This is a genomic window from Shewanella mangrovisoli, from assembly GCF_019457635.1.
GTDB classification, from domain to species: Bacteria; Pseudomonadota; Gammaproteobacteria; order Enterobacterales; family Shewanellaceae; genus Shewanella; species Shewanella mangrovisoli.
In genome coordinates, this window is sequence record NZ_CP080412.1 from 1,146,499 (window position 1) to 1,161,993 (window position 15,495).

The window sequence follows — 15,495 nt, forward strand, 5'->3', positions numbered from 1 at the left end:
AAAACACGACTACATAGTGTTTACATTTTTGACCCTACCTACTTTAAAAGAAAAGGAACCCAGTTCCATGTTAGAAAAGCTGTTCAAACTGAAACAAAATCAAACGAGCCTCAAGCAGGAAGCGATAGCAGGTTTGACAACATTTATGACTATGGCCTACATCATTTTTGTGAATCCAATGATGTTAGCCGATGCGGGTATGGATCATGGCGCCGTGTTTGTGGCCACCTGTTTAGCGGCGGCGGTGGGATGTATTGTGATGGGTGTCATGGCGAACTATCCCATTGCACTGGCCCCAGGTATGGGACTCAATGCCTTTTTTACCTACACAGTCGTGGGTGAAATGGGTTACAGCTGGGAAACGGCACTCGGCGCAGTTTTCCTGTCGGGAATTTGCTTTTTAATTCTGTCTCTAGTGCGTATTCGCGAGTGGATTGTGAACAGTATTCCTATGTCGCTGCGTATCGGTATTGCCGCGGGTATTGGTTTATTCCTCGCGTTGATCGGTCTTAAGAGTGCTGGCATTGTGGTCGCAAGCCCTGCAACCTTAGTGACCATGGGTGATATCACCGCCTTCCCTGCGGTAATGGCCGTGTTAGGTTTCTTCCTTATCATCGCCATGGTGCAACGTGGCATGAAGTCAGCGGTGATTTTAAGCATCCTTATTATCACAGGACTCGGATTAATCTTCGGTGATGTGCATTACAACGGCATCGTCTCTATGCCGCCTTCAGTCGCACCGACCTTTATGGCGATGGATTTATCCCAAGTATTTGAAGTAACAATGCTGTCCGTGGTGTTTGCCTTTTTATTTGTGGATCTTTTTGATACCTCGGGCACCTTAGTTGCGGTGGCGCAGCGCGGTGGTTTCCTCGATGAAAAAGGCCGTTTACCTCGCTTAAACCGTGCCTTAACCGCTGACAGTTTAGCGACGATTGCGGGCGCAGCCTTAGGCACGTCAACGACTACCAGTTATATCGAAAGCACCGCAGGGGTGAGTGCAGGTGGTCGCACTGGCTTAACCGCTGTCGTGGTCGGTTTACTGTTTATCTTGGCCTTATTTCTATCACCATTAGCAGGGATGATCCCCGCCTATGCCACGGCTGGTACGCTGTTCTATGTGGCGATTCTGATGATGTCCGGACTGGTTCACGTCGAATGGGAAGATTTAACAGAAGCTGCGCCAGTAGTTGTGGTCTGTATCCTAATGCCGTTAACTTTCTCTATCGCCACAGGGATTGCGCTGGGGATTATTTCCTATGCCGCCATCAAACTGTTAACAGGCCGTTTTAGCGATTTAAATATCGGGGTGATTGTGCTCGCGGCGATGTTTATTGCGAAATTTATTTACGGCTGATACTTCGCCAGTCGCCAATTAGGCGGTTTTTTTGAGGGTCATCTAATCGATGGCCCTTTTTTATGCGCGATCCCAAGCAGAATTGAAAATTTCTACCAACATACTGCCCACTAACTACCAATTGCTCTGCGGATTAGGTATAAGGATTATCCGGTTATTTTCTACATATGAATAATGAATTTAAGTGAGATTGCGTATCGCCGCGTGGTAGTGAAGTTAGGGACGAGTGTGCTGACGTCTGGCAGTAAACAGCTAGATAAAGCCCATATGGTTGAGCTTGCTCGTCAAATGGCCGCACTGATGAGATCAGGGGTCGAAGTCGTATTATGCACTTCTGGCGCAATTGCCGCCGGACGCGAACATCTCCAATACCCGGTATTGCCCGACACTATGGCCAATAAACAGTTATTAGCCGCTGTCGGGCAGAGTCAGCTTATTCTCGCTTGGGCGCAACTCTTTAGCATCTACGGTTTACATGTGGGGCAATTGCTGCTGACCCGTGCTGACTTACACGATAGAGAGCGCTATTTGAATGCCCGCGATACCCTTAATGCCTTGCTGGCAAACAATATTATCCCCATCATCAATGAAAACGATGCTGTCGCCACTAATGAAATCAAAGTGGGCGACAACGACAACTTGTCGGCGCGTGCGGCACTGTTGTGTGATGCCGACCTGTTGATTTTATTGACGGATCAAAAGGGCTTATTCGATGCCGATCCGCGCACTAACCCTAATGCTAAGCTGATTTCGCAGGTCGAGAAAATTGACGACAGTCTGCGCCTGTTAGCGGGTGGTTCGGTTTCTGGGTTAGGTACGGGCGGAATGTCGACTAAGCTAGAAGCTGCGGATATTGCTCGCCGTGCGGGCATTGAAGTGGTGATTGCCTCGGGTCATCACCCCGATGTGATTAAAAAAGTTGTCGGCAAAGAGTCTGTCGGCACCCATTTTAGTGCCATCGAAAATCCGTTAGAGAGCCGCAAACAGTGGATTTTAGCGGGACCTGCCGCCCAAGGTTCACTGGTGCTCGATGCGGGCGCGGTGAAAGCCGTGACCGAAAAAGGTCGCAGCCTGTTATCGAAGGGCATTATTGGCGTTAAAGGGGAATTTGAACGTGGTGCAACCCTGCAATTGGTTGACCAAAAAGGCAAAATCATTGCCAGAGGCATCACTCGCTACTGTGGTGATGCCTTAGGGTTAATTGCGGGTAAACATTCCGACGAAATCGAGTCAGTGCTCGGTTACGATTATGGTGACGCAATAGTGCACCGCAACGACATGGTCGTCTTATAAGCGAGGTCTGTTTTGAGTCAAACTAATCAAGCGCAATATTTACAACAACTGGGCAGCCAGGCTAAGCAAGCCAGCTATGCCTTAGCGAATCTCAGTGCCGCACAGAAAGCGGATTTACTCGAGGCGATTGCCGAGACCCTGACGCAAAATACTCAGGCGATTCTTGCGGCTAATGCCAAAGACGTTGCCGCCGCTAAGGCTGAAGGCTTGAATGATGCAATGATCGATAGGCTGTTGCTTAACGAGTCGCGTCTGGCGGGGATTATCGGTGATATCGGCGATGTGGTGCGTCTTGCCGATCCCGTTGGCGAAGAGTTTGGCAGTCGAGTGTTGGACAATGGGTTAAGGCTCACGCGCCGCCGCGTACCGCTGGGCGTGATTGGAGTTATCTATGAGGCGCGGCCGAATGTGACGGTTGATATTGCGGTATTGGCACTTAAAACCGGTAACGCTGTGATTTTGCGCGGTGGAAAAGAGACGCTCGAATCTAACAAACTGATTAGTGAAGTGATCCGTGGCGCGATTGCGAGCCAAGGTCTGCCAGTCGATGCGGTGCAGCTGATTGATTCTCCCGATAGAGCCTTAGTCACTGGTCTACTCAAGCTCAACCAATATGTCGATATGATAGTCCCCCGTGGCGGACAAGCATTACAGCGCCTTTGCGCCGAGCAAGCGACAATTCCGGTGATTTTAGGCGGTATTGGGATTTGTCATCTGTATGTCGATAAACATGCCGATCTAGAGCGCGCGCTCGAGGTGATTGCTAACGCAAAAGTGCAGCGCCCAACTGTGTGTAATGCGTTAGACACCTTGCTGGTGGATACCGCGGTTGCCGAGCGCTTTGTGCCGCAAATTGCCGAGTACTTACACCGCTTAGGTGTGCGTTTTTCAGTGTGTGAACAAAGCTATGCACTGCTCGATGGGCTGGGTTTTGATATTTCCCCAGCAACAGAGCAAAGCTTTGCGACCGAATGGCTGTCTTTGACCTTAGGCATTAAAGTGGTGAGCGACATAGATATAGCCATTGCCCATATCCGTACCTATTCCAGTGGACACTCTGAGGCGATTCTCACCGATGATATTCATGCGGCAACGCATTTTATGAACGAAGTGAATTCGGCTGCTGTGTATGTGAATGCCAGCACCCGCTTTACCGATGGCGGCCAATTTGGCTTAGGGGCCGAGGTGGCAGTGAGCACTCAAAAACTCCATGCCCGTGGTCCTATGGGGCTTGAGGCGCTGACCACCTATAAGTGGTTAGCATGGGGTGATTACACCAGCCGCGCTTAGTCCTTATCGTTTTATCAAATCGTTCCATTAAAAAAGCCGCAATAGCGGCTTTTTTTGTTGGCAAATATCTCGGTTAATGGATAAGCGGGGTGTAAGTGGCAATTAACCATAGGCACAGAAATGCTACCGACATCGCAGTGGTGAACTTACGAAAGGCTCTAATGTACTCCAAGGTATACAAAAAATACTTCTCCTGCACTCTGCGGGTGATCAGTACCGAGGGAAGTAAAAAAGTGCAATAGAGCATCACCACCATGGTTGTGAAACCATTTCCGAAAAAATGCTCATAGATAAAAAGGGCAATACAAATGAGCATGGCGACCCAACCGATAGGGCTTATGCCATCTTCTTGATTCCATTGAGTTGATTTTTCCATCTGACTATCCTTAGTCGTCTTTGTACAGTTCAATTTATAGACGGATATGCTGCAGTTTTCAACTCTGTTGAGGATAAATGCTGTGATGCTCCCAGCATATTTTAGCAATATCTGATGTTTTGCCTTAAAGGGTTTTAATATCCGCAAAAGACCCGCGGCATAATTTTGCTAAGTCATTCGCCGCAAGGCAGATTTCAAGGCCGCGGCGGCCGGCACTCACATAGATTTTATCGAATTGCTGAGCCGTCGCATCGATTAGCGTTGGCAGCTGTTTTTTCTGAGCTAGGGGGCTAATGCCGCCAACGAGGTAGCCAGAGGATTTTTGTGCTAAATCCGCATCGGCCATTTGCAGTTTCTTCTGGCCTAAACATTTAGCGACAGCTTTTAAATTGAGTTGATGGTCAACGGGCACCAGCGCGACGGCAAGCGGAGGATGGGCTTTATCGGTCGCAACCAGTAAGGTTTTAAATACCTGCGCGGGGGCGAGCCCCAACACATTGGCGGCTTCCTCGCCATAGGCGGCGCAGTGTGGGTCGTGACTGTATTCTAAGATTTCAAAGGGAATTTTGGCTTTCTTTGCCATTTGTACGGCTGGTGTCATGCTTTCGTCCTCGCGCCCCAATTAGGTGCAATAAAAGTCTAGGGGCAATAAAAGTCCGCCATAGTAGCCCTTTCTGCGGCGTCAAAATGTTAGCTCGGGCATAAATTGCCTATGCCCGTGTGATACGCCTTACTCAGTCTGCAAGCTTGGCATTGAGCTTGGTTTTGCGCTCCAGATAGCGCGGGAATAACTGCTGCAACATCATGCCACTCAAAATAAAACCTAATCCAATATACGTTGCGGTGGCGATAGTTTCTTGCAGAATCCAGGCAATAAAACCAATCGACATCACTGGCGATAAAAATACTAAGGTACTGATATTGGCCGTGCGAGTCGCGGTTTTAAGTGCCATTAACCAGAGCACAAAGGTAATGCCCATCTCAAAGAGTCCGACATACATGCCCGCAAGCACTGCATCAGTACTAAAACTGGGTAGGGTGTCAGTTAATAGCAGTGTCACCAGAATAAAAGGTAGGCCGATGATAAAGCTCAGCAGCAAGCTAACGACAGGATCGCCCTGATCTTTGGTATTCACTATCCAATATAAACACCACAGCAGGGTACTTATGAGTGCCAGACCAATCCCAAGCGGACTGTCGAAGCGAAAATCACTTATATCGCCACCGGTTGCAATAATAAATACCCCCGAGTAGGCAATCAGCGCAGCGGCGATATCGCTCTTACGTAGTACCTGTTTTAACAGTGGCGCGGCAAGTAAAGGTAATAACACCGCCCAAGTGTAATTAAGCGATAACGCCTGCTGGGCGGGTAACAGTGAATAGGCTTTAAACAGTACCACATAATACAGAAAGGGATTAATCAGCCCGGTAACCAGATAAAACGCCGGGCGACGCAGGAGCTGCGCTTTAAGAAGCGGCAGTTTTTTCTGCCAAGCGAGAATGGCACCTAGGGCGATGATTGAGGTGAGTACTGCCACAAACACCAGTTGTAACGGGCTATAAAATCCGAGGGCAATCTTAAAGGCGGTTGCCACCGTCGACCAGAGGAATACCGCGGCCATGCCGTACACATACGCCAAATTTGAAGATTTCACACTATTACCCTATGCGCTTAAACATTACTCAATGTGCGCAGATTGAATAACAGCTATTGCTGATAAGCAAGCGGATTTTTCGGTTTTGAATATTTTATACAGTCGAGCCCTTTGAAAAGATAAATCAGAAAAATTTTTTATCGGCCCTTGTAATTAAATTCCCTGTCCCAATATAGGTGTTAAGGCAGAGAAGGTGGCCAACAGTGGACTTGAAAAAAAACCGTCCGGCCCCATATCAAAACCAACTTATAAATTTAGTTAGACAGAAATTTTTCGGAGGACCTCATGGGTAAAATTATTGGTATCGACTTAGGCACAACAAACTCTTGTGTAGCTGTCCTCGATGGTGGCAAAGCACGCGTATTAGAGAATGCAGAAGGCGATCGCACAACCCCGTCTATCATCGCTTACACCGATGATGAGACCATCGTGGGTCAGCCAGCAAAACGCCAAGCTGTAACTAACCCAAATAATACATTCTTCGCGATCAAGCGTTTGATCGGTCGTCGCTTCAAAGATGACGAAGTTCAACGTGACGTGAACATCATGCCATTCAAAATCATTGCAGCCGACAACGGTGATGCATGGGTTGAATCACGTGGCAACAAAATGGCTCCACCACAGGTTTCTGCTGAAATCTTGAAAAAGATGAAGAAAACAGCAGAAGACTTCTTAGGTGAAGAAGTGACAGAAGCGGTAATTACCGTTCCTGCATACTTTAACGATTCACAACGTCAAGCCACTAAAGATGCGGGCCGCATCGCAGGTCTTGAAGTTAAACGTATTATCAACGAACCAACGGCTGCAGCACTGGCCTACGGTATCGATAAGAAGCAAGGCGACAACATCGTTGCAGTGTACGACTTAGGTGGTGGTACATTCGATATCTCTATCATCGAAATCGACAGCAACGACGGCGACCAAACCTTCGAAGTATTAGCGACTAACGGTGACACTCACTTAGGTGGTGAAGACTTTGACAACCGTTTAATCAACTACTTAGCTGACGAATTCAAGAAAGAGCAAGGCTTAGATCTGCGTAAAGATCCATTAGCAATGCAACGTCTGAAAGAAGCGGCTGAAAAGGCGAAGATTGAGCTTTCAAGCACCAACCAAACCGAAGTGAACCTGCCATACATCACTGCCGATGCAACAGGTCCTAAGCACTTAGTGGTGAAAATCACCCGTGCTAAGTTAGAGTCACTGGTTGAAGACTTAATCATTCGTACCTTAGAGCCATTAAAAGTGGCACTGGCTGACGCTGACTTATCAGTATCAGACATTAACGAAGTGATTTTAGTGGGCGGTCAAACCCGTATGCCTAAGGTTCAAGAAGCGGTTTCTAACTTCTTCGGTAAAGAACCTCGTAAAGACGTTAACCCAGACGAAGCCGTAGCCGTAGGTGCTGCGATTCAAGCGGGCGTACTGTCAGGCGACGTGAAAGACGTTCTGCTGTTAGACGTAACACCACTGTCTCTGGGTATCGAAACCATGGGCAGCGTAATGACCAAGCTGATTGAGAAAAACACGACTATTCCGACTAAGGCACAGCAAGTGTTCTCAACAGCCGATGACAACCAAAGCGCAGTAACCATTCACGTACTGCAAGGTGAGCGTAAGCAAGCGAGCGCGAACAAGTCATTAGGTCAGTTCAACCTTGACGGTATTGAGCCAGCACCACGTGGCATGCCACAAATCGAAGTGATGTTCGATATCGACGCTGACGGTATTCTGCATGTTTCTGCCACCGACAAGAAAACCGGTAAGAAACAAAACATCACCATCAAAGCTTCTTCAGGCTTAAGCGAAGAAGAAGTGGCGCAAATGGTACGTGACGCTGAAGCACACGCTGAAGAAGACAAGAAGTTTGAAGAGTTAGTGCAATCTCGCAACCAAGCTGACGGCTTAGTTCACGCAACTAAGAAACAAGTTGAAGAAGCGGGCGATGCACTGCCAGCAGACGACAAAGCTAAGATTGAAGCGGCAATGAGCGCAGTTGAAGTTGCAACTAAAGGCAACGACAAAGAAGCCATTGAAAAAGCGACTCAAGAGCTGATTGAAGCGTCTGCTAAGCTGATGGAAATTGCTCAGGCTAAAGCTCAAACTCAAGGCGGCGCACAAGAAGGTGCTGCTAAACAGTCTAACGCGACTGCCGATGACGTTGTCGATGCTGAATTTGAAGAAGTGAAAGACGACAAGAAATAACATTTGCTCTCAATCAAATTGATTGATTTCAAATAGTTAATTTCTAGGCGGGCGTTACGGGGAAACCCTAACGCCCGTTCGTTCAACTTAAGCTGAGAAGCATGAGATTATGTCAAAGCGAGATTATTACGAAGTATTAGGCGTTGGTCGTGACGCCAGCGAACGTGAAATTAAAAAAGCCTACAAGCGTTTGGCGATGAAGTTTCACCCCGATCGCAACCCTGGCGACAAAGCTGCCGAGGCGAGCTTTAAAGAAGTTAAAGAAGCCTACGAAATCCTTACCGATGCCAACAAAAAAGCGGCCTATGACCAATTTGGTCATGCGGGTGTGGATCCGAATCGCGGCGGTGGTGGCTACGGCGGTGCGGGAGATTTCGGCGATATTTTCGGTGATGTCTTTGGCGATATTTTCGGCGGTGGACGCCGTGGCGGTCAACGCCAAGCGGCCCGCGGCTCAGATTTACGTTACAACCTAGAGTTATCACTGGAAGAAGCCGTAAAAGGCCTCACCAAAGAACTACGTATTCCAACCTTAGCCAGCTGTGATGTGTGTGACGGCAGCGGTGCGAAAAAAGGCTCTTCGGCGACTACCTGTGGCACCTGTCATGGTCAAGGCCAAGTGCAAATGCGCCAAGGTTTCTTCACCGTACAACAGCCATGTCCAACCTGTCATGGTCGCGGCAAGATCATTAAAGATCCTTGTTCTAAGTGTCATGGCGATGGCCGTGTCGAGAAGACCAAAACCCTGTCAGTTAAGATCCCTGCGGGTGTCGACACTGGCGACCGTATCCGCTTAGCGGGTGAAGGTGAAGCGGGCGAGTTTGGTGCGCCACCGGGCGACTTATACGTTCAGGTTACAGTACGTGAACATGCTATTTTCGTGCGTGATGGCAACAACCTCTACTGCGAAGTGCCAATTTCATTCAGCAAAGCGGCGCTCGGCGGCGAGATTGAAGTGCCAACACTGGACGGCAAAGTCAGCCTGAAGATCCCAGCCGAAACGCAAACGGGCCGTATGTTCCGTCTGCGTGGCAAAGGGGTTAAATCGGTTCGCAGCCATGCGGTTGGCGACTTGCTCTGCAAAGTCGTGATGGAAACGCCAGTCAACCTAAACGAGCGTCAGAAAGAATTACTGCGTGAGTTTGAGGCGACCTTAACTGGTGAATCAAAGAAGCACAGCCCAAAGGCTGAAGGCTTTTTCGATGGCGTGAAGAAGTTTTTCCAAGACCTAAATAGCTAATTAGGTTTGGTGGTGCTGCTATGTTAGCAGCGCACTAGATAAATAAAGCCCCGCAGTGTTTAACACTAGCGGGGCTTTTTTATAGTTGTTTTATGCAAAAACCACTTAAAAGGTTTGATGTTAGTTTGATTGTTCTGCTTTGCTATTTGTCCTTTATAGCCGAGATTGTGTGTGACTTAAACCTAGCGTTAGGCTTCTCTTTTTTAAAGAAAAATCAAAGTCGTGGGGCTTCACCCCACACCCGACCAAGGAGGACTGCTCGTCCTATCCTCCTTGGATGCTCCATGACGCCCCAACGGAGTTGAAAGCCCCTTGTGCTCATTGGCAAATTTGCTATCGCTTCCGAAGGATGCGTCCATGCACCTGCGAAAGCTAGCTCGCCATCCATGGCGAGACTCACGCAATTTGCCTATTCGCCCCGCGGCAACTCCGAGGGGGATGGTATACACATCACATTTCGAGTAGACATTGACTACTCATAAAAGTTGACTGTATTCATCAATTGCTCACTAAAGTTAAATATCTCATCTAAGTTATTAATTGGATGCCTTGTTTCATTCTTTTCAGCATCTAAAAGGCCTAGATATTTCTGCTTTGCATTAAAATGTAATCTACAGAGTGGTTTACGGTTGTTATCATCAAGCAATATACCGAAATAACTTTGTGTATCCCTAGCAACAACACGACTCAAATCAACCTTCTGTCTTAGGATAGCTTTGATAATGTTATAACCTTCAACCTCTTCTTCTGTCGTTATTACTTTATTCTTTTCTTCCTCGGGAGTTGAAGGTACATCGGCTTGTGGTACCTCAGTTAACTTATCATTATTTAATGCTGTTTTTATTCTTTCATTAATGCTATCACTCAAAAACTGCATCAAAGCTTTTTGCGTTATATCATGAAATTGTTGCTTCACTTTTGGTGTTAAAGTACCTTCATACGTTCTTGAAGCAAAAAATCTTACAAACTCTTCCTCTGGCTCTTTGAATTGCTCAGCCACAATTTTCTTAATTTGACTGAGATACTTTAACTCTCCAGCGCTACTTACAATAGAATCAATATTAAATACAGATTTAGCGAGTTTCCTAACTTCTGGAATAATATGTTCGTCTATATCTTCTAAATCAAATTTCAAAAATGGCTTTTCATCCATTTTATTTGGAGCATCGGAGTCAGTAAATATTTGATATTCAGAACCGTTAGTAAGTATTGCAAGGCGGGCATTAGTAACTGAAAAATATCTAAATAATTGCGAAGCATGTTTAATTGTAAGCTTTTCACCATATTTTTTACATTCGATGAGTATTTGAACCTCTCCATCCTTCATCAAAGCGTAATCAACTTTTTCACCCTTTTTGTTTATCGTATCAGCAGTAAACTCTGGAATAACTTCCGTTGGGTCGTATACATCCCATCCTAATACTTTATCTAAGAAAGGCATAATTAAGGCGTTTTTTGTAGCTTCTTCAGTCTGCAAATTGCTTTGAATTTGTGGAATACGTTTTGCTAAAACATTTATACGTTCAATAAAATCCATCTTATTGGCCTCATAGTTTGACTCAGTAAACAAACATAGCCTATATCAGAACGTTGTACCAAAAAATCAACATTGATCACTTTGTGCACACTTTAGGTTTATAAAAATCAAATGTTCGGGACGAGTTAGCTATTCTCTTATGAAAAGTTTACAGCCGAACACAAAACAAGAGGTATACACCTTCCCCTGCGAAGTTGCTGAAGGGCGTTGAAGAAAATCGCGTGAGCGAGGCATGGATGCCGAGTTAGCTTTCGGGGTACAGGATGTACCATCGGAAGCGTTAGCGATTTTCGAATAAGCACGAAGCCAGTTTCTAATGCATGTAACTTCGCTAGGGCGGCAAGGGAGATCCAAGAGGGGATTGCTGTTGATCCCCTCTTGGTCGGGTGTGGGTTGAAGACCCACGACTTTGATTTAAAAACCTTTAACTCAATGATTGCTTGTCGATAGTTGGTAATTCGATACGTCACTGGATATGACGAAACAACTACCCCGAGGCTTTAGTCAAAGCCCAAACAATATTGGTATTAACTGCCAACTCTGCGTAAACTTTCGCTCCCATGTTTTTATTGGTGTTGTGATGACCATTCCTAAGCCTTCAACTTCCCCTGAGCCTTCTCCTGAGTCGTTAACCTTTGCTGAGCTTGGCATCAATTCGGCGTTATGTTCGGTATTGCCTGCCGCGCTCAAACATCCGACTCGGGTGCAGCAATTAGCGATTCCGGCGATTCTTGCGGGGCGGGATGTGTTAGCGCTGTCGCAAACTGGTAGCGGTAAGACCTTGGCTTTTGGTTTGCCCTTACTGCAAGCAGTCTATCAACAACTTCAGCAGCAAGTCGTATTAGCGGGCGTTAAGCCTGTGTTATCCTCGGCCAGCAATGCGCAGGCCTTAGTGCTAGTGCCGACACGGGAGTTAGCGCAGCAGGTAACGATGGCGCTGCACGCGCTGGCGAGTAAGTTATCGTCTTCTTTGAATATTCAGCTTCTCTGTGGCGGCATCGCGCAGGAAGAACAATTAGCCGAACTTGCCGCTAAACCGCAGCTTGTGGTGGCAACCCCCAGGCGGTTATTGGATTTATGTACACAGTCCCATATCAGTCTCGAGTCGGTAAAATACCTAGTGCTAGACGAAGCCGACCGCTTACTGGAAATGGGATTTTGGCCCGATGTGCAAAAGCTGATGGCAATGATGCCTAAGTGTAAGCAAACCTTACTGTTTTCCGCCACTTTGCCAGAGGCGTTGGATGCCTTGGCGGGTAAATTGCTGAGCAATAATCCTCTTCGGGTTGAGGCCAGTACACGCAATGCTGTCGTCGCCGAAATCGTAGAGCGACTGTATTTAGTCAATAAGGGCAGCAAGGCGCAGGCATTGATTGCGTTACTCAAACAATATCAATGGCCGCAAGTGCTGGTGTTTATCAGTGCTCGCGACGATGCAGATGCAATAGCGAAACGACTAGTTAAGGCGGGGATAAATGCTACTGCGCTGCACGGCGAAAAAGATCAAACCGTGCGCAGCCAAACCTTGGCCGACTTTAAAGCCCATCGCATTCAAGTGGTGGTGGCGACGGATTTGATGGCTCGGGGTATTCATGTCGATGCGTTGCCTGTGGTAATCAACTTAGACTTACCTACCAGTGCGCCTGTGTATGTGCACCGCATTGGCCGCACCGCAAGGGCGGGCGCTAATGGGCTCGCCATCTCTTTGGTGTGCCATGGTGAAATGCCAAGCTTAACCGCGATCCGAAACTTGACTGCGCGTGAGTTACCGTTAGCATCATTGGCGGACTTTCCTGTGACTGATAAGCCGAGCGAAAGAGCCAGAGAGGGCGGTACTGATAATAAAGTGGCACCTAAGCGCCCACCTCGGGATAAACAGGCAAATCGTCGCAGTCTTAATAAGCACAGTGTAAAAGCCTTTAAAGGTAAGCGTTGAGAGAGCCTGTGCTGCTATCCATAAATTGCTAGCACTTATTGGCGGCCGTTTACCTGTCTCTACTCTAATAGGTGAACTATATAGTTCACCTCGGAACTGGGATTGACGGCTTACTCATATTAGGGGCTTGTTCATATTAGAAGCTTACTTACATTAGAGGCTTACTCTGATTAAAGGATCCGGCATGGCGTCGACATTAGCGATAAGTAACGCACTTCACCACATGGTCAATCACGGGTTAACCACCCAACGTTTTACGCTTCGGCCATTTCAGCGAGCGGATCTCGAGGCTTTTACCGCCTATCGAGCCGAGCCTAAGGTCGCCAAATATCAAAGCTGGACGGATTACTCTTATAGCGATGCTGTCGCACTATTCGAGAACATGGATTACGCACAATTTGGCGCGGCGGACACTTGGTTTCAATTGGCTATTGTCAGTACTGCATCAGCAAAGACGCCTGCCACCTTAGTGGGCGATCTGGCGCTGCATTTTATCGATAAGCAGCAAATGGAAATCGGCTTTACGATTGCGCCTGAGTATCAAGGTCAGCAGGTAGCATTTGAGGCCGTCAGCGCATTGCTGGATTATCTCTTTATGGAATTAGATAAACATCGTGTTATTGCGATAACCGATACTCAAAATCTTGCCAGCTGTCGATTACTCGAAAAACTCGGTTTTCGGCGCGAAGCCCATTATGTGAAAAATATCTTCTTTAAGGGCGCATGGGGCGATGAATACCTCTATGCCATGTTAAGGGAAGACTATATAGCACCTTAACTTGCTCGAAGTTCACTCGGCTTTAAGGCAAGTTTTGAATGTCGTTTGGCTTCTGCTTGCTATCTCAGTAAAATCTTAATCATGATTAGTTGAGTCACTTGGCTGCTAGGTTCGGCCTCGTTCGGATTAAGGAGTTCCCTATGAAAGCAACAACACTCGCCTTAGTGGCGGTTGGACTCACGTTAGGATTATCAGGCTGCGCGACCACGAAATCGCCCACGGGGCGGGGTCAAACCTTGCTGTATTCGGCGTCACAGATGCAGCAAATGGGGGATGCTTCTTTTGAAGAAATGAAAAAGCAGCAAAAGATCAGTAGCGATAAAAAGCTGACCCAGTACGTAAATTGCGTGGCGAATCGCGTCACTGCGGCGCTGCCCGATCAAAGCCAGAAGTGGGATGTTGTCTTGTTCAACTCCGAGCAAGTTAACGCCTTTGCATTGCCGGGTGGACACATTGGTGTGTATACCGGCTTACTTAACGTCGCGAGTACCCCGGACCAACTGGCGACCGTATTAGGCCATGAAGTGGCCCACGTATTAGCCCAACACGGTAATGAACAGGTCTCTCGGGCGCAGATGACGGGCATGGGGATGCAAATCGCCGATGCCGCCCTTGGCGCGAGTGGCGTCTCAAACCGTGACTTATATATGTCGGCCTTAGGACTAGGTGCGCAGGTCGGGGTGATTTTACCCTTTGGCCGCGCTCAAGAGAGTGAGGCGGATGTGATGGGGCTGGAGTTGATGGCGAGGGCAGGGTTCGACCCAGCGCAGAGCGTGGTGCTCTGGCACAATATGTCGAAAGCGGGCGGTAGCCAAGGGCCAGAGCTGTTATCAACCCATCCATCCAACAGCAACCGCATCGCCCAACTCGAGCAATTACAGGGGCAAATGCAGCCTTTGTATCAGAGCGCAAAGGCAAGTGTTAAAAACCAATGCGTGTTGCCGAAATAGCGATTTAGGGCGTGGCGCTTGTTTAGATGCCGTCCTTATCTTGCCGCAATTAGGCGCTATTGCTGGATAAATACGCATCGGTTACGTAAAATCGCCGCCAAAGTTAAATAAGCAGTCAGTTTATCAGCATAGGGCGTGGAACTATGATAAACTGGCGCGCAAAATTCCATTGAACATTGAGAGTCGTTAATTATGTCTGATAAATTCAGTACTGTTGAACAGCAAGCAAGCTATGGTGTAGGTCGTCAAATGGGCGAGCAACTGGCTGCTAATTCTTTTGAAGGTGTGGATATTGCTGCCGTTCAAGCAGGTTTAGCCGATGCATTTGCTGGCGTTGAAAGCGCTGTATCTATGCAAGATATGCAAGTTGCATTCACTGAGATCAGCCGTCGCATTCAAGCGGCTCAAGAGCAAGCTGCTGCAGAAGCTTCTGCCGAAGGCGAAGCCTTTTTAGCTGAAAACGCTAAGCGTGCAGGCGTGATCGTGACTGACTCAGGTCTGCAATACGAAGTATTAGTTCAAGGTAGCGGTGCAAAACCAACCTACGAAGACACAGTACGTACTCACTACCATGGTTCTTTCATCAATGGTGACGTGTTCGACAGCTCTGTAGTTCGTGGTCAACCAGCTGAATTCCCAGTATCTGGCGTTATCGCTGGCTGGACTGAAGCGCTGCAACTGATGCCAGTAGGTACTAAGTTAAAGTTATTCGTTCCACATCACTTAGCATACGGTGAGCGTGGTGCGGGTGCTTCTATTCCTCCATACTCAACGTTAGTATTCGAAGTCGAGTTATTAGACATCGTCTAATGTGATTGAAACGCCTAAGCCAGTCTTAGGCGTTTTTATATGGAAGTGATGAACAGGTTTGAGGAGAT

General features: G+C 47.6%; 13 protein-coding genes. 9 read left to right on the top strand and 4 right to left on the bottom strand.

The genetic code is table 11. The features are described 5' to 3' along the window. Nucleotides 1-67: 67 nt before the first annotated feature. From K0H60_RS05040 to K0H60_RS05050, 3 genes are all read left to right on the top strand, one after another. Nucleotides 68-1,357, top strand: coding sequence for an NCS2 family permease (locus K0H60_RS05040; RefSeq protein ID WP_011716079.1), 1,290 nt, complete (start codon nucleotides 68-70; stop codon nucleotides 1,355-1,357). A 174-nt stretch (nucleotides 1,358-1,531) separates the two neighbouring features. Further along, nucleotides 1,532-2,650: a glutamate 5-kinase gene (proB, locus tag K0H60_RS05045; RefSeq protein ID WP_220057477.1), complete on the top strand. Its 1,119-nt coding sequence runs from the start codon at nucleotides 1,532-1,534 to the stop codon at nucleotides 2,648-2,650. A gap of 12 nt (nucleotides 2,651-2,662) precedes the next feature. Further along, a complete protein-coding gene (locus tag K0H60_RS05050; protein ID WP_220057478.1) occupies nucleotides 2,663-3,940 on the top strand; it encodes a glutamate-5-semialdehyde dehydrogenase in 1,278 nt (425 codons plus the stop codon). A 73-nt stretch (nucleotides 3,941-4,013) separates the two neighbouring features. On the opposite strand, the gene K0H60_RS05055 is transcribed toward K0H60_RS05050, so the two are convergent. The 3 genes from K0H60_RS05055 to K0H60_RS05065 form a co-directional block, all read right to left on the bottom strand. Continuing rightward, entirely contained in the window at nucleotides 4,014-4,316 is a 303-nt protein-coding gene (locus K0H60_RS05055) for a hypothetical protein (protein WP_011716082.1), read from the bottom strand. A gap of 124 nt (nucleotides 4,317-4,440) precedes the next feature. Beyond that, complete coding sequence (gene ybaK, locus K0H60_RS05060) at nucleotides 4,441-4,917, bottom strand: Cys-tRNA(Pro) deacylase (protein ID WP_011621747.1); 477 nt, start codon at nucleotides 4,915-4,917, stop codon at nucleotides 4,441-4,443. Nucleotides 4,918-5,050: 133 nt separating this feature from the next. Beyond that, nucleotides 5,051-5,971: a DMT family transporter gene (locus K0H60_RS05065; protein ID WP_220057479.1), complete on the bottom strand. Its 921-nt coding sequence runs from the start codon at nucleotides 5,969-5,971 to the stop codon at nucleotides 5,051-5,053. 285 nt (nucleotides 5,972-6,256) lie between these two features. On the opposite strand from K0H60_RS05065, the gene dnaK reads away from it, so the two are divergent. Together dnaK and dnaJ are read left to right on the top strand one after the other, a co-directional pair. Next, nucleotides 6,257-8,176: a molecular chaperone DnaK gene (gene dnaK / locus K0H60_RS05070; RefSeq protein WP_011716085.1), complete on the top strand. Its 1,920-nt coding sequence runs from the start codon at nucleotides 6,257-6,259 to the stop codon at nucleotides 8,174-8,176. Between the two features lie 109 nt (nucleotides 8,177-8,285). After that, nucleotides 8,286-9,416, top strand: a complete 1,131-nt coding sequence (dnaJ, locus tag K0H60_RS05075; RefSeq protein WP_220057480.1) for a molecular chaperone DnaJ — start codon at nucleotides 8,286-8,288, stop codon at nucleotides 9,414-9,416. Between the two features lie 472 nt (nucleotides 9,417-9,888). Here dnaJ and K0H60_RS05080 read toward each other — a convergent pair whose 3' ends face one another. Beyond that, nucleotides 9,889-10,953, bottom strand: a complete 1,065-nt coding sequence (locus tag K0H60_RS05080) for a type I restriction endonuclease (protein ID WP_088210917.1) — start codon at nucleotides 10,951-10,953, stop codon at nucleotides 9,889-9,891. 580 nt (nucleotides 10,954-11,533) lie between these two features. Here K0H60_RS05080 and K0H60_RS05085 point away from each other — a divergent pair. The 4 genes from K0H60_RS05085 to bamJ all read left to right on the top strand — a co-directional run bounded on the left by K0H60_RS05085 (nucleotide 11,534) and on the right by bamJ (nucleotide 15,427). Beyond that, nucleotides 11,534-12,889 (top strand): DEAD/DEAH box helicase, encoded by a 1,356-nt coding sequence (locus K0H60_RS05085; RefSeq protein ID WP_220058112.1) that lies wholly within the window; start codon nucleotides 11,534-11,536, stop codon nucleotides 12,887-12,889. Between the two features lie 184 nt (nucleotides 12,890-13,073). Beyond that, entirely contained in the window at nucleotides 13,074-13,667 is a 594-nt protein-coding gene (locus K0H60_RS05090; protein WP_220057481.1) for a GNAT family N-acetyltransferase, read from the top strand. 140 nt (nucleotides 13,668-13,807) lie between these two features. Beyond that, on the top strand, nucleotides 13,808-14,617 hold the full coding sequence (locus K0H60_RS05095; RefSeq protein WP_220057482.1) for a M48 family metallopeptidase: 810 nt from the start codon (nucleotides 13,808-13,810) through the stop codon (nucleotides 14,615-14,617). A 192-nt stretch (nucleotides 14,618-14,809) separates the two neighbouring features. Then, on the top strand, nucleotides 14,810-15,427 hold the full coding sequence (gene bamJ / locus K0H60_RS05100; RefSeq protein ID WP_011716091.1) for a BamJ family beta-barrel-assembly machinery protein: 618 nt from the start codon (nucleotides 14,810-14,812) through the stop codon (nucleotides 15,425-15,427). Nucleotides 15,428-15,495: the final 68 nt, after the last annotated feature.

Bases quoted from the DNA above. Each gene is read 5' to 3' on its own strand.
- K0H60_RS05040 (WP_011716079.1), top strand. From the start codon at position 68: ATGTTAGAAAAGCTGTTCAAACTGAAACAAAATCAAACGAGCCTCAAG.
- proB (WP_220057477.1), top strand. From the start codon at position 1,532: ATGAATTTAAGTGAGATTGCGTATCGCCGCGTGGTAGTGAAGTTAGGG.
- K0H60_RS05055 (WP_011716082.1), bottom strand. From the start codon at position 4,316: ATGGAAAAATCAACTCAATGGAATCAAGAAGATGGCATAAGCCCTATC.
- ybaK (WP_011621747.1), bottom strand. From the start codon at position 4,917: ATGACACCAGCCGTACAAATGGCAAAGAAAGCCAAAATTCCCTTTGAA.
- dnaK (WP_011716085.1), top strand. From the start codon at position 6,257: ATGGGTAAAATTATTGGTATCGACTTAGGCACAACAAACTCTTGTGTA.
- dnaJ (WP_220057480.1), top strand. From the start codon at position 8,286: ATGTCAAAGCGAGATTATTACGAAGTATTAGGCGTTGGTCGTGACGCC.
- K0H60_RS05080 (WP_088210917.1), bottom strand. From the start codon at position 10,953: ATGGATTTTATTGAACGTATAAATGTTTTAGCAAAACGTATTCCACAA.
- K0H60_RS05085 (WP_220058112.1), top strand. From the start codon at position 11,534: ATGACCATTCCTAAGCCTTCAACTTCCCCTGAGCCTTCTCCTGAGTCG.
- K0H60_RS05090 (WP_220057481.1), top strand. From the start codon at position 13,074: ATGGCGTCGACATTAGCGATAAGTAACGCACTTCACCACATGGTCAAT.
- K0H60_RS05095 (WP_220057482.1), top strand. From the start codon at position 13,808: ATGAAAGCAACAACACTCGCCTTAGTGGCGGTTGGACTCACGTTAGGA.
- bamJ (WP_011716091.1), top strand. From the start codon at position 14,810: ATGTCTGATAAATTCAGTACTGTTGAACAGCAAGCAAGCTATGGTGTA.